Genomic DNA, 20,111 nt, shown 5'->3' with positions numbered 1-20,111 from the left:
AATAAAGAATATTTTATAAGTATTTATAAATAGGAGTTTTTTAGTATTTTTTTAATATTTTTTGCATATTATAAAACGCTAGTTAATTCTAGCGTTTTAATTGATTTACAATTCCAAGCATATCATCACTTGTAGTGATTGCCTTTGAGCCAGCTTCATAAGCTCTTTGCCCTGTAATAAGATCAGTCATTTCTTCTACAAGCTGAACATTACTAAGTTCCACAAAGCCATGTTTGATAACAGAAAATCCATTCTCACCTGCTATACCTGCAATAGGTGCTCCACTTGCATCAGTTTCTACCAAAAGATTATCCCCTAAAGCATGTAAACCTGCAGGATTAATAAAATTTACAAGTTCAATTTGACCTATTTGAGTTTCAGCTGTATTTCCTGGCTGCATAACAGAAACCGTTCCATCACTTGCTACGTTAATAGCTGTAGCATCCTCAGGTATAGTCATTTCCGGCAAAAGTCTATAACCATCTGAATTTACAATATTTCCTTCAGCATCTTTGGTAAATTGACCATTTCTAGTATAAGCTATAGTTCCATCAGGCATTTGAATTTGGAAAAAGCCATTATTACCAGCAATTGCCATATCAAGACCTGAAGTTGATGTTTGTTTTAAACTACCTTCACTAAAAATTTTACTCACAGCTGTCACTCTTGAGCCAAGACCCACTTCTATACCACTTGGGTGTTTTGTGGTACTTGAGGTTGAAGTACCTGCGTATTTCATCGTTTGATACATCAAATCTGCAAATTCTGCACGTGATTTTTTATAACCTACTGTATTAACATTTGAAATATTATTTGAAGTTACATCAATTTGTGTTTGTTGTGATACCATCCCTGATGCTGCTGTGTACAATGATCTTAACATTTTATCTATCCTTAGTTTTATTTAGTACTTGCTAATTTGTTAATAGCTTCTTGATTTAAATCATCCATATGAGATGTCATAACTTTTTGATACATCTCAACCATTCTATTTGCTTCGATTAATCCTACCATTTCTGTAACTGGATTAACATTTGATCCTTGAGTAAAACCTTGCTTAATGGCATTTGAATTTGGCAAATCTCTAATTTTGTTTAAATTATCGATTTTATACATATTATCGCCATCTTTTTGCAAATTTCTTAAATCATCAACTTGCGCTACGAATAATCTTGCTATATCTTGATTAGATGCACTGATGATTCCATTTTTATCCACATTAATAAAAGAAGTGGAATTTCCTATGCGTATGCCATCATTTTCAGGATTGTTAAAATAATCACTGCTTAAAACTCTATACCCTTGACGATTTACCAAATATCCCTCATCATCAAGCTGGAAATTTCCATCTTGACTCAATCTTACCTCACCATTATTTGTTTTAATCAAATAAAAAGTATCCTCACGAGTAAGAGCTAAATCCAAAGGATTGTGCGTCATTTTCATAGAACCTACGCTAAAATTTGTATAGACGTGATTAACCTGTGGAACCCTATCTATAGTTGTATTTACAAATCTTGCAGCATCTCTTGTATGATTTTGTATAGGTAACTCATCTTGAGTTTCTTTAAAAATCCTTTTAAAATCTGCAATAACAACATTATCTCTTTTATAGCCACTTGTATTTACATTTGCTAGGTTATTAGTTACAACATCTAAGCGATTAAACTGCGTAACCATAGCACCAGTGGCTTGATAATACCCATTTTGCATTGTTTTTCCTAACTAAAATCTTAATTTTCTACACGATAAAGCAAAAGCTGTTCCAAAATGTTTTTATTTGTTTTTAATTAATTTTTAGGCATAATATTTAGTTTTACACTCATTACTTAAATACAAGGGGTATCCATGGCTAATGAAACCAATGTTTTAGAAGAACTTTTCAAAGAAAATTCTAAAGATTATATCACATATGAAAAACTTGTCAAGTATTTTGCAAAACTTCCAAATGCAACAAGTGCAAAAAAAATCCGCGATTTAATGGATAAACATAAAGTAGAATTAATTTCTTCAGCTGAAATTGCTAAAAAAAGAAATTTAGAAGAAGCAAAAAAATTACAAGAAGAAAAACAAAAATTACAAGATACGAGTTTAGAAAATGAATTTGATTTAGCCAATGAAAACGATTTGCTTGAATGGAGTAGATCAGACTCTCCTGTTAGAATGTATTTAAGAGAAATGGGACAAATTGCTCTTTTAAACAAGGACGAGGAAGTTGAAATTTCTAAAAAAATTGAGCTAGGTGAAGATATTATTATTGATGCTTTTTGTTCTGTGCCTTATTTGATAGATTTTATACTTGATTATAAAGAACCTTTAATCAATAGAGAAAGAAGAGTAAAAGAGCTTTTTAAAAGCTTTGAAGATGATGATAAAAGTGATGATGATAAAAGTGATGATGAAATAGACTCTGAAGAAGAAAATGAAAACGAGGAAAATGAAAACTCAAGTGAAAAAAAACCTAAAAAAGCAAGTAAAAAAGAAGACGAAAGAACCTTAAAAGTTATAGAAAGTTTTAAGGCCTTAGAAAAAGCAAAAAAAGAATGGTTAAAAACCATATCTACTATTAATGCAGAAAAAAACGATGATGAATTATTGGATAAACTCATAATTGCTTTTAAGAAAAATATATTAAAAGAAAAACTAATGGATCTAGGTCCAACTTCAAAACTTATCTCTGAAATAGTAAAATCCATGGAAACAGCTTTAAAAAGCGATGAGGAATTTGACAAAGAATTAAAACGCTTAGAATATCGCTTGCCAATGTTTTCAGAAGAATTAAAACAAAGACACCAAGATATCTTAAAAGATATTACAAAACTTAGCAAAGAAGAAATCGCTGAACGCGCACTAGAAACTACGATGGTAAGCACTTATATGGAGATTAAAAAACTCATTCAAACTAAAGAAGCTAGCCAAAATTCTTTTGATTTAGAAAAAGATCAACTAAAAGAAATTCTAGAGCAAATAAAGCGCGGTAAAAAAATCTCAGATGAAGCTAAAACCAGAATGGCAAAATCAAATTTACGCTTGGTTGTAAGCATTGCTAAAAGATATACTAACCGTGGATTACCGTTTTTAGATTTGATCCAAGAAGGCAATATAGGCTTAATGAAAGCGGTAGATAAATTTGAATACAAACGCGGTTATAAATTTTCAACCTATGCAACTTGGTGGATTAGACAAGCCATTTCAAGAGCTATTGCTGATCAAGCAAGAACGATTAGAATTCCTATTCATATGATAGAAACTATTAATCAAATCAATAAAATCATTCGTGAATATTTACAAAAAGAAGGTAAAGAGCCTGATGTAAGCATTATTGCTAAAGAAGTAGGACTTAGCGTAGATAAAGTAAAACAAGTGATTAAAATCACTAAAGAACCAATTTCTCTAGAAGCGCCTATTAGCAATGAAGATGATGGTAAATTTGGAGATTTTGTAGAAGATAGAACTTCAATTTCACCTATGGATCACATTTTAAAAGATGATTTAAAAGAACAAATTGATGAAGTTTTAGATCAGCTTAATGACAGAGAAAAAGCTGTTATTAGAATGCGTTTTGGTTTAATGGATGATGAAAGTGATAGAACCTTAGAAGAAATCGGCAAAGAACTAAATGTCACAAGAGAAAGAGTAAGACAAATAGAAAGCTCGGCCATAAAAAAACTCAAACACCCAAAAGTTGGTAGAAAACTTAAAAATTATATAGAAGGTTGGAAATAATCCTTGCTAAAAAGCAAGGATTAGCTATCCCTAAAAAGCTTCGTTGCTAAATGTGCTGCTCTACTATGATCAGTATCTTTTTTCAAGGTATTAAAAATTCTACTAATATATTCTTCTAAAATTTGTTGAGAATTATTAATTTTTTCTGCTTCATTTAAAGTAATCTTACGATATCTTCCTTCACTGTTTAACTCATAAGCTAAATCATTATCACTTAATTGTAGTTTTAAAATTTGGGCTAATTTTGCACGCGAATGCTCATCAAAAATAGGAGTCATTAATTCCAGTCTTCTTTCTAAATTTCTTGGCATCCAATCAGCACTTGAAATAAAATAATTTGGCTCAGTGTGTTTAAAATATAAAATTCTGGCATGTTCTAAATATTTTCCAACTATACTTCTAACTTTTATATTTTCACTATACCCTTTTACTCCAGGTCTTAAACAACAAATTCCACGCACAATAAGATCTATTTTAACACCCTTATTTGAAGCCTCATATAAAGCTTTAATCACATCACCATCTACTAAAGCATTCATTTTGGCTATGATTACCCCATCTTTTCCATGACTTGCTTCTGTAGCTATCATATCTAAAATTCGTTCTTTGATTTGCTTTGGACTCATTGATAAAGTCTTTAATCGACGGCTTTTGCTATATCCTGAAAGTATATGAAAAAAGGTTGTGGTATCTTGAGAGTATTCTTCTTTAGAAGTAAAATAACTCACATCAGTATAAATTTTAGCTGAACTTGCATTATAATTGCCTGTACTTAAATGATTATAAATTTTTAATTTATCCCCTTCTTTTCTAATCACTTGAGCTACTTTTGCATGCACTTTAAAACCAGTGATTCCATACACCACATGAGCTCCTGCATTTTCTAATGATTTTGCCCAGTGCAAATTATTTTCTTCATCAAAGCGTGCTTTTAATTCCACCATTACTGTAACTTGCTTACCATCACTGGCTGCATCAATTAAAGCTTGGACTATGTTTGAATTTTTTTCTACCCTATAAAGAGTCATTCTTATAGAAACAACCTTAGGATCTTTACTTGCTTCTTTGATAAATTGATATACAGGCTCAAAACTCTCATAAGGCTGTATAGCCAATATATCTTGTTTATCAATTGCACTAAAAATAGATACATTATCTCCAAAAGGTGGTAAAATCTTTGGTGTATACACAGGGTTTAGTAAGTGTGTAAATTCTTTATTAGAAATGATTTGCCACAGTGATGGCAGATTTAAAAGTATGCTGTATTCATAAATGTCTTTATGAAAAATATTCATATGAGAACTTAAAAATTCAATCAACTGCTCATCTGCGCCTTTTTCTATTTGCAAGCGTATAAAAGCACCTTTTCTACGAAGCTTTAAACCCTGCTCCAAAATCAACATAAAATCATCAGCTTCTTCTTCTTCTATCTCCATATCTGCGTTTCTAGTTACCCTAAAAGCAGCAGAAGATAAAAGCTTATAGCCAGGAAAAATATGCTCCGTATGATGACGCACTATACTTTCTATAGGCACATAAATATTCGAACTTACTTGATAAAATCTTGGTAAAACCCTAGGTATACGTATCATACCAAATTTTAAAAGTTCAGGATGCATAGGATCACAAAGCTTTACCGCTAAAGAAAACGAAAGATTATTTAAATGCGGAAAAGGATGAGTTGCATCAACCGCAATAGGCACTATCACAGGAAAAATATTAGAAAAAAAATGCTCATTACATTGTTGTTTTAAATCCTCGTCAAGTTCTTCATATAAACGAATAAATAAATTTTCTTTTTCTAAATCTTGAGTTATTTTAGTAAAATACTGCTCTACTACATATTTTTCTTCATGTAAATAATTTCTAATAGCTTTAAGCTGTGCAAGTGGGGTCATTTCATCATTACTTGCTGTGCTTATTCCTGCTATAAAAAGCTGTTTTAATCCAGCTACCCTTATCATATAAAACTCATCTAAATTTGTACAATATATAGCAATAAATTTAAGTTTTTCAAGCAAAGGAAGATCTTTAGAACATTGATCTAAAACACGGGAATTAAATGCAAGCCAAGAAAGTTCTCTATTAATATACATTGATGGTTGAATTTGCATAATACACCTGCCTTATTTTCTAGTATGTAATATTTTAGTATTTCTTTTATTAAATTTTATTTTATTTTTATAATAGTAAATAAATTTATATAAAAAATAATACTTTTTTTATCTTATTAAAAAAATTATAAATAAATAATAAATTTATATTTACTTTTTAAGATTTTATAGATAATATAATTATACTTAAGTTCTTGTAACTTAAACTTCATTCAAAGGAGAGACTTTGAAAAAAGCAAACTCAAAACTTTTTGCTGTTTTCCTCTTCTTGCTTGTAATTTTAGCAGGAGTTGGAATGTATACTTTCCATAATGCTAAAGGCACTTCTTATTTTAGCGATGCTAGTGAAAGCTGTAATAATTGTCATATTATGAACGAAGTTTATAATGATTATTTAAAAGCTTCACACTCTAAAGAAGTTGATGGTAAACCAAGAGCAACCTGTAATGATTGTCATTTACCACATAGCTTTTTTGAAAAATGGATTGCTAAAGCTCAAAGTGGTTTAGGACATGCTTATGCATTTACTTTTAAACTTGATTCTTTACCTACACATTTAAGTGCAAATGCAAAAAGTAAAGAAATAGTCCAAAATAACTGCATAGAATGTCATAAAGAAATTGCGAGCAACACTATCAACCCTACTCTAGATCCACATAAAGATAATTCCTTAAGTTGTGTATCTTGTCACCAAGGTGTTGGTCATAAGAGAGGATTTTAAATGAAAGGAGTAATTAATGAATAATAAAGGCATTTTATATAGTGCTATAAGTGCTACTATAGTGGCTATTGCGGGCGTATTGTGGTTAAATCAAGATATCACAGCTAAAACAAATGATTCAGTAGGTGGAATCATTTCTCAAGAAATTGTAAAACTTGGCGATGAAAACCCTACTTTTGATTATTGGGGAAAGAATTTTCCTGATTATTTAGATATGCATACAGCAGTGGAAAAACAAGCACCTAATGCAACAGAATTTGGTGGAAATTTAGCTTATTCAAAACTAATCCGCTATCCACAACTAACTGTTCTTTGGGCGGGTTATCCATTTAGCATTGATGCTAATGAAGAAAGAGGACACTTTTGGGTTCAAGTAGATCAAATGGATACAGCTAGAAATAACAAAGATTTCTTAAATGCACATGGCTTTGCAGGATTTGGTGGTCAACCAACAGCTTGCATGAATTGCCATAGCGGATGGACTCCTTGGCTTTTAAACAACACTGCAAAAGGTGATTGGGTGGCATTTAACTCTGCAAAATATTGGACTATGATTAAAACAGTTCCTGCGGTAAATGGAGCTAAAGAAAACTCGCCTGAGCACAGTGGACCTCATGGTGGAAAAAGAATGGGTGTAACATGTGCAGATTGTCACAACCCAACAGACATGAGTTTAAGACTTACAAGACCAGCTTTAATCAACGCATTAATTTCAAGAGGCTATGAAGCAGATGAAAAACAAGGCATTAAAGCTTCAAGAAGCGAGATGAGAACTTTAGTATGCTCTCAATGTCACGTTGAGTATTATTTCAAACCAACAGGTACTAAAGTAAAAACTATCGGTGAAAGTATTGCTAATGATAGTTCTAAAAAATGGTGGAATGGTACACAAAAAACTTATGATGAATTTGACTCTTGGAGAGATGGAAATAAACCAATTGAAATTGAGGTTGATGGTATAGAGTTAACCTATCCATGGAGTGAGTGGAAAAAAGGTGAGCCATTTAGAATAGAAATGTTTGATGATTATTATGAAAAAAATAGAGAAAATTTCCCAAGTGATTGGGTTCATAAAATCACTAAAGCACCTATGTTGAAAATTCAACACCCAGAAAGCGAGCTTTATAGTGGTGGAGTACATGCTGCAAATGGTGTAAGTTGCGCAGATTGTCACATGCCCTATATTAGAAAAGGTGCAAAAAAAGTTACCAACCATAACATCACCTCGCCTTTAGTTGATATTAATTCAGCTTGTAAAACTTGCCATACTCAAAGCGAAAGCTATCTAGCTAAACAAGTAAAAGATATTCAAAATTCAGTAGCTCATGATTTAAGAACAGCTGAATATTCTTTAGTAAGCTTGATTAAAGATGTAGAAACTATTCGCGCAGAGCTTGGAAAAATGCCTAAATTCCAAACTAATGGCAAAGCAGATGATGCTAAAATTTCAGCTGAATTAAAAGAAGTATTAGAACTTCATAGAAAATCTCAAGTAAGAGCAGACTTTGTAGGTGCTGAAAACTCAACAGGATTCCACAATCCTAGAGAAGCTTCAAGAATGCTTTTACAATCAGTTGATATGTCAAGACAAGGACAAACTAAATTAGTAGAAATTGCGGCCAAAAATGGTATTAAAGATTTCAAAACTTCAAATTTAGGTTTTGAAGATATTCAAAAATTAAATCCAGGTGAAATTCACTATAAAGTAGATCTAAATGGCAACAAAGCAGGAGATCGCTACTATAAACACCAAGAAGTAAATGGTAATCCACCAGCAAAACTTCTTGAAGATGATAAAAATCTAAAACCTTATAATTATAAAGTAATAGATTAATCAAAATAAACCCTCATAATCGAGGGTTTATTCTTTTATTAAACTAACATCCTCGCCTTTTAAAATTTTATTCATAGTGTTCATAGCACACATTTTTCCACACATTGAACAAGAATTAAGTTCTTCAGGCTTTCTTTCATTAAACATTTTCTTAGCCTTTTCTCCATCAATTGCCAATTTAAACATTTTTTCCCAATCAATATCTTGTCTAGCTTTACTCATTTCATCATCTATTTTTCTTTCTTTAGGAAGTTTGGCTATATCTCCTGCATGAGCTGCTATTTTAGTCGCTACTATACCATCTCTTACATCTTCTAAATTTGGAAGTCTTAAATGCTCAGCAGGGGTTACATAGCAAAGTATATCAGCACCAGCTGCTGCTGCAACTGCTCCGCCGATCGCTCCGCTTATATGATCATATCCTGCACCTATATCAGTAACCAATGGTCCTAAGACATAAAAAGGCGCGCCGTTGCAAATTCTTTTTTCAAGTTGCATATTAGCTTCTATTTCATTAATAGCCATATGGCCAGGTCCTTCTATCATCACTTGTACATCTTGAGCCCATGCTCTTTTAGTTAATAACGAAAGTTCGATAAGTTCAGCAATTTGAGCTCCATCACTTGCATCATGAGTACAACCAGGTCTTAGCGCATCGCCCAAAGAAAGTGTCACATCAAATTCCTTACATATAGCGAGTAAATCATCATAATATTTATAGAATGGATTTTCAGCATCATTCATTTGCATCCAAGCATAAAGAACTGAACCTCCTCTTGAAACTATATTAGTAATCCTATCACACTCTTTAAAAACCCTAGCAGCACGAGAATTTATCCCTGCATGAATTGTCATAAAATCCACTCCACTTTTAGCGTGATGATATACTACATCTAAAAAATCTTTTGCCTTAATATCTTTTAAATCTTTTTCTAAAAATCCAACCGCATCATAAACAGGCACAGTGCCTATCATAGCTTTTGAAGTAGCAATTAACTCATCTCTAAAACGACTAGTTTTACCATAATTACTAAGATCCATAATAGCTTCTATATTAAATTTATGAGCCAATTCTACTTTTTTCATTTCTTCACTATAATCTACACAATCATTTGAAACACCTAAATTTACATTTACCTTTGTTTTAAGTCCATAGCCAATACCATTTGGGTCTAGTACTTTATGGTTGATATTTGCAGGAATGATAATTTTTCCACATGCTATATTTTCAAGCAAAAAATCTTCACTTACTTGCTCTTTTTGCGCAACAATTTGCATTTGTTTTGTAAAAATTCCTTCTTTTGCATAAGACATTTGAGTTTTCATTTAAATTTATCCTTAAAATAAAATTTGGATAAATGAAGGGTATGTGAGTAGTTGATAAATTATCCCAACGCTAGCATTACCTAGTTCTGGTGCGGTCTAAGCTTTTAGCTTACTCTCAGCCTGTATCACAAGCTCCCGTCATTTATGCAAAGCAAGTATAGCAATAAATACAAAACAAAGTTTATTTTTTTATTTGATTTTTAGCTTGCTTGCTAAAATGTAACAATTCTTCGGTAGTTTTTATATAAAAAGGAATTTTTTTAAGACAGTATTTTAAAATTTCACTTGCAGCCAAAGCATCACTTAAGGCTCTATGATGCTTACTTTCAATGCACAAAAACTCTTTTAGCGCATCAAGACCATATTTAGGACTTTCGATGCATTTTTTAGCTAAATCAATAGTACATAATCTTCTATTTAAAAGCACCCCAAAATCATTTTCATACATAGCTTTAGATATAAAATGATAATCAAAACGCACATTGTGTGCTACAAAAATACTATCTTTTAAAAACAATTTAAAATCATTTAACACAGTTTTTAAAGAAGGTGCATTTTCTACCATATCTAAACTAATCCCGGTTAATTCTGTAATATTTTCAGGTATGCTTTCTACTTTTATAAAACTCTCAAATCTATCAATTTCTTTATAATTTTGAATTTTAACCGCACCTATTTCTAAAATTTGACCACTTTTTATCCCACCAGTGCTTTCAATATCTACTACACAAAAAATCTCATCTTTTATTTTTGTATTTTTACTTTTTAAGCACAAGCAATTTTGCGCATTAAGCTTCACTCCTAGTCCTAAAAGCTCAAAAATATATAAATCAAACTCATAATGATTTAATTCTTCTATTTTTGCAAGTTCTTTTAAAACCCAAGGAAAAGGTTTGTTTTCTTTACTTAGCTTGATGATTAAATCATCGATTTGTTGTTGGCTCAAAATTCAAGCTTTAAAGAATTGATTGCTGTTTTTTTATCTTGCGAGGAAAAGATATAACTACCTGCGACTAAAATATCAGCTCCTGCTTCATCTAAATCAGGCGCATTTAAACCATTTACCCCACCATCTACTTCTATAAAAACTTTAAGATTTTTCCTATCTATCATTTCTCTTAACTGTCTAATTTTATCATACACTAAAGGTAAAAAATTTTGCCCGCCAAAGCCTGGATTAACACTCATTAAAAGCACCATATCTACAAATTCTAAAATATGCTCTATACTTGAAACTGGAGTATGTGGATTTAAAACAATAGCAGGATGAATACTATTTTTTCTTATATACTCACACACCCTAATAGGATGATTTTCAGCTTCCAAATGAAAACTAATAAATTTTGGCTTTATTGGGATAAATAAATCTACAAAACTACTAACATTATGCACCATTAAATGCACATCTAAAGGCACTGAAGTAATTTTTGAAATATTTTCAATCACACAAGGACCAAAAGTAAGATTTGGTACAAAATGCCCATCCATCACATCAATGTGTAACAAATCAGCCCCTGCTTCACACACATCTTTAATCTCATTTTCCAAATTTAAAAAATTTGCAGACAATAAACTTGGTGCTACATACATTTTATATCTCCAATAAAAGTAAAAAATAATTTTATCATACTTATTATCAAATTTTCTTTATGTATTTTTGATAATATTTGATTTTTTTAAGCTTGTTTTAGATACAATGCTAAAAATTATTTTTATTTCATAAGGAAAATTTATGTCAAGAATTTGCCAAATTACAGGAAAAGGACCTATGGTAGGTAACAATGTTAGCCATGCTAACAATAAAACAAAAAGACGCTTTTTGCCAAATTTAAGAACAGTTCGTATTACTTTAGAAGATGGAACTACTAGAAAAGTTAGAGTTGCTGCTTCAACTTTAAGAACACTTAAAAAGCAAAGTAGTAAATAATCCTTAATGTAAATGAGGAATTACTATGTCTTTTTTAAAAAAGCTACAAAAATTCCTCAATTGGTCTCCCTCTCCAAAACCTTCAATTAATCTCAATGATGAGCTTTATGAGCAACTTAAATTTTTAAGAATTCCTCTTATTGCTGTTGTTGTTATGACATTAATTGGGGCTTTTGGTTATATGCTCACAAGTAATTACAACCTTAACGATGCTATTTATCAAGCCGGTATGACTTTTACCACTTTGGGTTATACTGAAGTTAATCCCATACCAACAGCGGGTAGAATTTTTACTGTTGTATATGTACTATTAACTTTTACAATATTTACTTTTTGTATGGGTTTAGTAATAGAAATAGTAAAAAAAGGTGTTTTATCTAAAATCATCAAGGAAAGAAGAATGCTGCATAAAGTTGCAAGATTAAAAAATCATTTTGTAATATGCTACCATAATGATTTTACCATAGAATTAGCACAGCAATTTAGAGAAAATCATATTCCTTTTGTTGTGGTTGATGAAGTTGAAAATTTCAGCGAGATTGCTGAAAAATATAATTATCCTTATTATATAGAAAGCGCACCTCATACTAATACAGCCTTTTTAAAAACCAATCTTTCTAGCGCAAAAGGCGTAATAACCCTTAGTAATAACATAGCAGATAATATTGCTATCATTGCCTCAGTAAGATTATTTGAAAAAGAACTACAAAGAATTAATCCTTATTTTATACTAGCTAGTTCAAGCAACGAAGATGAAACAGAAAAACTTAAAAAACTTGGAGCAAATTCTATTGTTTCTGCTACAAAATTAGTCGCACAAAGACTTAGCGCGATGTCAGCAAGACCAGATATGGAAAATTTATTAGAAAATTATCTTTATAAAAAAAATAGCCCTATTGATTTAGAAGAGGTTAAAATTCCTGATGAATCGTGGGTGAGATTTAAAAGATTAAAAGAAATTCATTTAAGAGATATGGCAAACGTAAGTATAGTAGGAATTTTAGAAAATAAAAAATTCACACCTATGCCAAGAGGTGATACTTTAATAGGTACTGGAGCAAAATTATTAATCGTAGGTACAGCAGATAGCATAAAAATAGCCAAAAAGATTATAAAAAACAAGCAAAAACCCGATGAGTTAAAATATATTTAACTTATTTTAAGCTATAATCGAATATTAATTTTAAAAAGGAGGCTTATATGCTACATGAATTTAGAGATTTAATTACCGAGCTAAAAGGTAAAGACATGCACTTTGATAAATTGTTTGAAGATCACAATGAACTTGATCACAAAATCAAAGACGCAGAAGAAGGCAGAATTCATCTAGATAGCTTGGAAATTGCAAATCTTAAAAAAGAAAAACTAAGATTAAAAGATGAGCTAAACACTTATTTATCAAATTATAAAAAATAATTTCTTTCTAATTTTAACTTTCAAGGAAAAACTATGTTTGGAAAAAAAAGTCAATCAAAACAAGACTTTGAAGATTTACAAAATAAAATCAAAGAACTAGAAGAAGAAAACAAAAAACTTCTTTTAGAAAAACAAGAATTAATCGAAAAATACGAAAAGCAACTTCAAGAAGATTGTGGGAAAACTGCACTTGAAACTCGTCTTTTGGAGATGTTATTAACTGGAGTGTTAAAAGGCATTTCAAATGTACAAGGCGATATGCAAGAAAATGTAAATAAAGCTGAAATGATTTCTCAGTATTCTGATTCTTCTTTGGAAGATATGCAAGAGTTAAATTCTATCACACATTCAATTATATCTTCACTTCAAAGCATTATTGAATCAGCCAATCGCTCAAGAGATACAGCAGGTAATTTACACCGCAGTGTTGATGAAATCACTAATGTTATTAACTTAATCAAAGATGTATCTGATCAAACTAATCTTTTAGCACTAAATGCCGCAATTGAAGCTGCTAGAGCAGGAGAACACGGTAGAGGCTTTGCTGTTGTTGCTGATGAAGTTAGAAAACTTGCTGAAAAAACACAAAAAGCAACCTCTGAAGTAGAATTAAATATTAATCTATTAAAACAAAATGCAGATGAAATGTATGGACAAAGTGAACAAGTAGAAAAAGTATCATTAGAATCAAATGAACATATTATAAAATTCTCTAGTAATTTTGCTCAATTAATCTCTAATGCAAATTCAACTAGCTCACACGCTAAACGTATTGCTTCTGAAATTTTTGTTTCCTTAGCAAAATTAGATCATGTTGCTTTTAAATTAAATGGTTACAATGAAATCATTCATGCTTCAGGTAAAGCACTCTCTGATCATTTAAGTTGTAGACTTGCAAAATGGATTGCAGGTGTGGGCAAAGAAAGATTTTCTAGTGGAAGAGCTTTTGGTAAGTTAAATTTACCACACCAAAAGGTGCATGAAAATATCAACCAAGCCGTTGCCTTGGCACATAATGAAAATACAGGCAATGAATTAGTTCAAAATCAAATTCTAGATAAATGCTCAAATGCTGAAAAAGCCTCTGAAGATTTATTTATACTCTTTAAAGAAATGCTTGAAGAAAAAGATCCAAACATTGAAAATAAAGAAGAAAAATAAAAGGTAAGATTCAATTCTTACCTTTAAACCACAAATACGCATATTCAAGCAAAGGAGTTTTAATCGGATTTTCTTTAGAAAATTTTTCAAAGTTTTTTCTTTTTATCCATACTGCTTGAATATCCTCTCCATCAATTCCACCACCATGACCAGTTTTATCATCTTCGGTAATTTCAGCATAAAATAAAAACTGTCTACTTACACCTGAACCAAAACCTGTATAAAACTCTCCTATTTTTTTTACAACCTTAGGAGTATAACCTAGCTCTTCAATGCATTCTTCTTTAGCTATTTCGTCTAAACTCAAATTTTTATCAACAAGTCCTGAACAAAGCTCTATACTAAATCCCATATCATCTAATTTTAAATTATTACGTTTTTGATAATCCCATAAAGGAATTCTAAATTGTTTTACAAAGACAAAAGAATCTTTTTGAGTATGATATAAAAAAACAGAAACACTATCTAATGCTTCTATAAAATCCCAAGTATATTTTTTATTATCTTTGCCTATATAAGTATATCTTTTAGGTTTAATGTATTTTGAGTTGGAAAATCGCTCTTCTTGTAAGTTTTTCATGTAAAATCCTTATAATTTTACATCTATTATAACAAAAATAAAAATCAGTGCAGAAAAATAAAAAAAAGTGAGTTGCTTTATATAAAAAGCAACTCAAAAGCAACAAAAAGATGGTATTACATCATACCACCCATGCCTCCCATACCGCCCATACCACTCATATCAGGCATAGCAGGTTTATCCTCTTTGATTTCACTAATTGTAGCTTCAGTTGTTAAAAGCATACTAGCTACTGAAACTGCATTAAGTAAAGCCACTCTTTCTACTTTAACAGGATCAATAATACCGCTTTCAAGCATATTTACATATTCACCTTTTGCAGCATCAAAACCGGTATTTTCTTCTTTACTATTTTCTACTGTATTAACAACTACACCAGCATCAAATCCAGCATTTTCAGCAATTTGTCTTAAAGGTGCTCTTAAAGCTCTTTCTACAATAGCAGCACCAATAGCCTCATCACCTTGCAAATTCAAGCTGATTTTTGATTTTGCTTTGATTAATGCAGCACCACCGCCTATTACTATACCTTCTTCAACAGCAGCTTTTGTAGCACTTAATGCATCATCAACTCTATCTTTTTTCTCTTTCATTTCAGTTTCCGTAGCAGCACCAACTTTAATCACCGCTACACCACCGCTTAACTTAGCTAGTCTTTCTTGTAGTTTTTCTCTATCATAATCTGAGCTTGTTTCAGCAATTTGAGCTTTGATTTGATTAATTCTTGCATCAATATTTGCTTTTTCACCTGCACCATTTACAATAGTTGTATTATCTTTGTCAATAATCACGCTTGAAGCTTGACCTAAATCTTGGATACTAGCACTTTCTAAAGTTCTTCCAAGCTCTTCAGAAATCACTTCACCACCTGTTAAAATAGCGATATCTTCAAGCATAGCTTTTCTTCTATCGCCAAATCCAGGAGCTTTAACTGCTGAAATATTTAAAACACCTCTTAATTTATTTACAACTAAAGTTGCTAAAGCTTCACCTTCAATGTCTTCAGCTATAATTAAAAGTGGTTTTCCTGTTTTTTGAATTTGCTCTAAAATAGGTAGTAAATCTTTTAAATTAGCAATTTTTTTATCAAATAACAAAATAAATGGATTTTGCAATTCAGCTGTCATTTTTTCAGTATTTGTAATGAAATATGGGCTTAAATAGCCTCTATCAAATTGCATACCTTCAACTACATTTAATTCATCATTGATTGATTTTGCTTCTTCAACAGTGATAACACCATCTTTTCCAACTTTTTCCATAGCATCAGCGATTAAATTTCCGATTTTCTCATCTGAATTTGCAGAAATTGTTGCAACTTGAGCAATTTCTTTTTTATCTTTAACTTCACGAGAAAGTTTTTTAAGTTCAGCAACTATGGCTTCACAAGCTTTATCCATACCTCTTTTAACCTCAATAGGATTAGCACCTGCTGTGATATTTCTTAAACCTTCTTTAAAAATAGCATGCGCTAAAACTGTTGCTGTTGTTGTTCCATCACCTGCTTGATCAGCTGTTTTACTAGCTACTTCTCTAACTAAAGAAGCACCCATGTTTTCTAAAGAATCTTTTAATTCCACTTCTTTAGCCACACTCACACCATCTTTTGTGATAGTTGGAGCGCCAAAACTTTTTTGGATTAATACATTACGACCACGTGGTCCCATAGTAACTTTTACTGCATCATTAAGTTTTTTAACACCTTCATAAAGTTTATTTCTTGCTTCGTCTGAAAAAAATATTTCTTTTGCCATTTTTTATCCTTTTTTATTTAATAATCCCTAAAACATCATCAATATTAAGAACCAAATACTCTTCATTATCAAGTTTTATTTCAGTTCCGCCGTATTTTGCAAACATTACTTTATCATTTACTTTAACATCTTCTATTTCTTTGCTTACTGCAACAACTTCACCATTTAATGGCTTTTCTTTAGCATTATCTGGTATAATAATCCCAGAAGCAGTAGTTTTCATTTCTTCTAAGCGTTTTACTAAAATGCGCTTTCCTAGAGGTTGAAAATTCATTTTTTATCCTTTCTAAAATGTGCCATTTTTAGCACTCTTTGTTTTTGAGTGATAGAATTATACATTAAAGAAAGTTAATTGTCAATAAATTAAGTAAAATATATCATATAAGTTTAGTCTATATCACTAAATTTATATGATATATCATTATAAAGGTTTCTCATGAAAAAAATTCTTTACATTCTTTTAGGTGTAGTGTGTGTGGCATTATTAGCTATATATACATTATTATTTACAAGTATGGGTAATGCTTTTTTAAAGCCAAGAATCGAAACGATAATTGCTCAAAAAAGCGGTATGCATGTTAAATTTGAAAATTTCAAAATTAGTTTTTCGCAACTTGACATTAAAGCAAATATTGATGATAAATTTTTTGCTAATATAGAAGGTGGTATATCGCCTTTAAGACTAGGATTTGATTTAAACTATCTTTTAGGACTTAAACAAAACTATATTCAAGAACTTGGCTTAAAAAGCGATAAAGATTTTACATTTAAAGGTAGTGCTGTAGGTAAAAGTAGCGATTTTTCAGTAAAAGGTAATGGATTTTTATTTGATTCTAATCTTAGCTTAGATGCAAAAATCGTTGATTTTTCTCCTATAAATCTTGAATTTATTGGAAAAAATATAGATTTAGCTCAAATTTTAGATTTTGCTAATTTACCAAGATATGCTCAAGGAAAAATTAGTATTATAAGTGATATACAAGCTAAAGATTTAAAACCAAATGGTAATGCTTTGATTAATTTTTACACAAGTTCTATCAACAATACTCTCATTGAAAAAGATTTCAATCTAAGCCTACCAAAACAAAGCTATATAAAAGGCGAGATAAGATCTTTACTCCAAAACAATGAAGTTATATCTAAAAGTGAAATTTTAAGTAACTTCTTCAAACTTTATACACAAAAAAGTATTTATGATATAGCAAAACAAAGCTTAACTAGTGATTTTGACATCAAAATAGATGATTTTAATCAATTTTCATCTTTAGCTAAAATGAAACTCCAAGGCAAAAGTCAAATTCAAGGTAATTTACTTCTTGTAAACAATCAATTACAAAAATTAGATGCTAACTTGCTTGGATTTGGTGGTAGCTTAAAAGCTATTTTAGAAAATAATAATCTTAACATCAACACAACCAATATAGAAGTAGCAGAGCTTTTAAAGACTATCTCTATGCCTGCTTTTATTAATTCTAAATTAATTTTAGATTTAAAAGCGCAAGGACTTGATTTTAAAAATTTCAATCTAAATACTAGGTTAAACAATGCAAATATAAATGTTGTAGAATTTAAAAAACTAAGCAATCTTGATTTTCCAAAAACAACTTTTAATCTACAAGCTAAAGCAAATGCGAAAAATTCTTTGATTGATTATGAAGCTTTGCTTGATTCAAACATAGCAAAAATACCTCAGCTAAAAGGCTCTTATAATCTTACAAACAAAGATTTAAAAGCACAAATTAGTGCTTTTGTAGATAATCTTAACAAATTAAAACCTTTAACCAAGCAAGATCTCAATGGACCTTTAAATTTAGATGCCAAAGTTGATCTTAAGGCAAATCAAATTCAAAGTCTTGATGCAAATATTAAAATCATGCAAGGGCTTATCAATGCAAAATCTAATGGAAAAAGTTTGCAAGCGAAAATTGATAATATAAAATTAGAGCAACTTTTTCCTTTAATAGGACAAAAAGTTTTAGCTTATGGAGATGTAAATGCTGACATTGATTTAAAAACACTTGATTTTAACAATATTAATGGTGATTTTAAAGCCATTATTAATTCTTCTTTTAATGAAGTAGAATTATCCAAGCTTTTAGATAAAAAATTTCCAAAGAATACTTCAGCAAAAATAAATCTTGATGGAAAAATTTCTAAATCAATCATTGATTTTAACGCTAAAGCTCTAAGTTCATTTGCAAATATTAACTCACTAAAAGGAAAATTTGATCTTAATCAAATGGCTCTAGTAAGCACTTATAATATTTCATTACAAGATTTTTCTAAGTTAGGATTTTTAGTCGATAGAAACTTAAAAGGTAAGGCTGATTTTGAAGGAAAATTTGATTTTAAAAATGCTTTAATAGATGCAAGTATTAATAGTAAAAATATATTTAACGGCTCATTAAATGCAACTTTAAAAAATAATATTTTTAACGCTAAAATGCAAAATACTGATCTTTCAAATTTAGCTCAAAGTTTAGATTTACCTGACTATTATCAAGCAAAATCAAATTTAAGTATTGACTATAATCTTTTAAAAGAAAGTGGTGTGGTGCTAATGAACTTAGCCGATGGGCAACTTAAGAAAAACCTCATCACAAGTGCTTTAATGCTACTTTTACAAAAAGATATCACTCAAGATGTATATCGCAACGGTGAAGCTAAAATAAATATCAATAAAAATCTTATAGATTTAAATTTAAACCTAGTGGCTGATAGAAGCAATATCAATATCAGTAAAGGTAAGATTGATACAAAAAGTACTAAATTAAACATTCCTTTTAATATCGTTATTGATAGAGCAAAATTTAAAGGCATTATAAAAGGAACAACACAAGATCCTAAAGTAAGCCTTGATACAAAAAGTGTGGTAAATTCTATTGTTAATACAATAGGCGGAAATGCTAATGATGGTGCTAAAAATACGGGTAAAAAAGTAGATCAAGCAATAGATAAAATCTTTAACAAGCTCTTCTAATACATCTAGCCTTAAAAAGGCTAGATTTTTTAAAATAAACCAAATTTACCATCTTTTTTCTTATACAACACTCTCATTTTTGCATCGATGTCATTAAAAACTAAAAATATATCCTTACTTGCTTTTAGCTTTTCTAATGCTTCTTCAATTTCTAAAGGTTTATATAGTTCAAGCTCCATTGGAACTATCTCATCTTCTTCAATCACACTTGGCAATACTAAATTTTCTTTTATCTCATCTTGATGCTTATGGGTAATATTTTTATCATGCAATCTTCTTAAAACCTTAGAAATTCTATCAATAGCTAAATCTATAGCAGCATATAAGTCTTTATCCTTTTGCTTTACAACCACTGTATTAATACCAGCTAAGTTAATGCTGAATTCAGCCCAAAATCCTTTCTTTCCATGCCTTTCATCAGCACTTATAACACAACGCGCAGAAATCACATCTAAGCCATATTTACTTAAAGCATCAAAGCTTTTTTCCACATACTCTTTTATAGACTCAGTTAGCTCAAATTGCTTTCCAACTATACTTGTATTCATTACTTCTCCTTTTTATGAAGTTAA

18 protein-coding genes, 1 pseudogene and 1 riboswitch are annotated in these 20,111 nt (G+C 30.4%); of the genes and pseudogenes, 9 read left to right on the top strand and 10 right to left on the bottom strand.

Annotated elements, in window-relative coordinates:
- Window positions 1-88: 88 nt before the first annotated feature.
- The gene (gene flgG / locus L8X36_RS00360; protein WP_039626513.1) at window positions 89-883 is read right to left on the bottom strand and encodes a flagellar basal-body rod protein FlgG; all 795 of its coding nucleotides are present in this window, start codon (window positions 881-883) and stop codon (window positions 89-91) included.
- Between the two features lie 17 nt (window positions 884-900).
- Window positions 901-1,713: a flagellar hook-basal body protein gene (locus L8X36_RS00355; protein ID WP_263682098.1), complete on the bottom strand. Its 813-nt coding sequence runs from the start codon at window positions 1,711-1,713 to the stop codon at window positions 901-903.
- Between the two features lie 135 nt (window positions 1,714-1,848).
- On the opposite strand from L8X36_RS00355, the gene rpoD reads away from it, so the two are divergent.
- Complete coding sequence (rpoD, locus tag L8X36_RS00350) at window positions 1,849-3,726, top strand: RNA polymerase sigma factor RpoD (RefSeq protein ID WP_263678759.1); 1,878 nt, start codon at window positions 1,849-1,851, stop codon at window positions 3,724-3,726.
- Window positions 3,727-3,746: 20 nt separating this feature from the next.
- On the opposite strand, the gene L8X36_RS00345 is transcribed toward rpoD, so the two are convergent.
- A complete protein-coding gene (locus L8X36_RS00345; RefSeq protein WP_263682097.1) occupies window positions 3,747-5,840 on the bottom strand; it encodes an RNA degradosome polyphosphate kinase in 2,094 nt (697 codons plus the stop codon).
- A 226-nt stretch (window positions 5,841-6,066) separates the two neighbouring features.
- Here L8X36_RS00345 and nrfH point away from each other — a divergent pair, with 226 nt between their 5' ends.
- A complete protein-coding gene (gene nrfH, locus L8X36_RS00340; RefSeq protein ID WP_012661729.1) occupies window positions 6,067-6,561 on the top strand; it encodes a cytochrome c nitrite reductase small subunit in 495 nt (164 codons plus the stop codon).
- 16 nt (window positions 6,562-6,577) lie between these two features.
- Window positions 6,578-8,395, top strand: coding sequence for an ammonia-forming cytochrome c nitrite reductase subunit c552 (locus tag L8X36_RS00335; protein WP_263663115.1), 1,818 nt, complete (start codon window positions 6,578-6,580; stop codon window positions 8,393-8,395).
- Between the two features lie 27 nt (window positions 8,396-8,422).
- Here L8X36_RS00335 and thiC read toward each other — a convergent pair whose 3' ends face one another.
- The 3 genes from thiC to rpe form a co-directional block, all read right to left on the bottom strand.
- On the bottom strand, window positions 8,423-9,721 hold the full coding sequence (gene thiC / locus L8X36_RS00330) for a phosphomethylpyrimidine synthase ThiC (protein ID WP_263682096.1): 1,299 nt from the start codon (window positions 9,719-9,721) through the stop codon (window positions 8,423-8,425).
- Window positions 9,722-9,765: 44 nt separating this feature from the next.
- Window positions 9,766-9,870: riboswitch (TPP riboswitch) on the bottom strand.
- Between the two features lie 32 nt (window positions 9,871-9,902).
- Window positions 9,903-10,667, bottom strand: coding sequence for a 3'-5' exonuclease (locus tag L8X36_RS00325; protein WP_263682095.1), 765 nt, complete (start codon window positions 10,665-10,667; stop codon window positions 9,903-9,905).
- Window positions 10,664-11,311, bottom strand: a complete 648-nt coding sequence (gene rpe, locus L8X36_RS00320; RefSeq protein WP_263682094.1) for a ribulose-phosphate 3-epimerase — start codon at window positions 11,309-11,311, stop codon at window positions 10,664-10,666. Before rpe ends, L8X36_RS00325 begins: the two co-directional genes overlap by 4 nt.
- A gap of 142 nt (window positions 11,312-11,453) precedes the next feature.
- Between rpe and rpmB the strand changes: the two genes are divergently transcribed.
- The 5 genes and pseudogenes from rpmB (at window position 11,454) to L8X36_RS08090 (ending at window position 14,225) form a co-directional block, all read left to right on the top strand.
- Window positions 11,454-11,648, top strand: coding sequence for a 50S ribosomal protein L28 (rpmB, locus tag L8X36_RS00315; RefSeq protein ID WP_012661734.1), 195 nt, complete (start codon window positions 11,454-11,456; stop codon window positions 11,646-11,648).
- Between the two features lie 25 nt (window positions 11,649-11,673).
- Window positions 11,674-12,801 (top strand): potassium channel family protein, encoded by a 1,128-nt coding sequence (locus L8X36_RS00310; RefSeq protein ID WP_263678769.1) that lies wholly within the window; start codon window positions 11,674-11,676, stop codon window positions 12,799-12,801.
- A 47-nt stretch (window positions 12,802-12,848) separates the two neighbouring features.
- Window positions 12,849-13,064 (top strand): YdcH family protein, encoded by a 216-nt coding sequence (locus L8X36_RS00305; RefSeq protein ID WP_263663111.1) that lies wholly within the window; start codon window positions 12,849-12,851, stop codon window positions 13,062-13,064.
- Window positions 13,065-13,493: 429 nt separating this feature from the next.
- A pseudogene (locus tag L8X36_RS08095) lies at window positions 13,494-13,781 on the top strand (methyl-accepting chemotaxis protein); the annotation flags it as partial.
- Complete coding sequence (locus L8X36_RS08090) at window positions 13,764-14,225, top strand: CZB domain-containing protein (protein WP_412175666.1); 462 nt, start codon at window positions 13,764-13,766, stop codon at window positions 14,223-14,225. The pseudogene L8X36_RS08095 and the gene L8X36_RS08090, both read left to right, overlap by 18 nt.
- Before the next feature lie 10 nt (window positions 14,226-14,235).
- Here L8X36_RS08090 and L8X36_RS00295 read toward each other — a convergent pair whose 3' ends face one another.
- The 3 genes from L8X36_RS00295 to groES all read right to left on the bottom strand — a co-directional run bounded on the left by L8X36_RS00295 (window position 14,236) and on the right by groES (window position 16,833).
- Window positions 14,236-14,805, bottom strand: coding sequence for an NUDIX domain-containing protein (locus tag L8X36_RS00295; RefSeq protein WP_263682092.1), 570 nt, complete (start codon window positions 14,803-14,805; stop codon window positions 14,236-14,238).
- Between the two features lie 116 nt (window positions 14,806-14,921).
- Window positions 14,922-16,559 carry a chaperonin GroEL gene (groL, locus tag L8X36_RS00290; RefSeq protein WP_070256698.1) on the bottom strand — a complete coding sequence of 546 codons (1,638 nt, stop codon included), beginning with the start codon at window positions 16,557-16,559 and terminating at the stop codon, window positions 14,922-14,924.
- 13 nt (window positions 16,560-16,572) lie between these two features.
- Entirely contained in the window at window positions 16,573-16,833 is a 261-nt protein-coding gene (gene groES, locus L8X36_RS00285; RefSeq protein WP_149062447.1) for a co-chaperone GroES, read from the bottom strand.
- Between the two features lie 162 nt (window positions 16,834-16,995).
- Between groES and L8X36_RS00280 the strand changes: the two genes are divergently transcribed.
- Window positions 16,996-19,539: a hypothetical protein gene (locus L8X36_RS00280; RefSeq protein ID WP_263682091.1), complete on the top strand. Its 2,544-nt coding sequence runs from the start codon at window positions 16,996-16,998 to the stop codon at window positions 19,537-19,539.
- A gap of 29 nt (window positions 19,540-19,568) precedes the next feature.
- Here L8X36_RS00280 and hpf read toward each other — a convergent pair whose 3' ends face one another.
- Window positions 19,569-20,087, bottom strand: coding sequence for a ribosome hibernation-promoting factor, HPF/YfiA family (gene hpf / locus L8X36_RS00275; protein WP_039618662.1), 519 nt, complete (start codon window positions 20,085-20,087; stop codon window positions 19,569-19,571).
- Window positions 20,088-20,111: the final 24 nt, after the last annotated feature.

Origin of the sequence: Campylobacter sp. CNRCH_2014_0184h (genome assembly GCF_025772985.1) — a bacterium.
GTDB lineage: Bacteria > Campylobacterota > Campylobacteria > Campylobacterales > Campylobacteraceae > Campylobacter_D.
The sequence above is the reverse complement of the archived record's forward strand: the minus strand, read 5'-3'. Positions and strand labels throughout refer to the sequence as shown.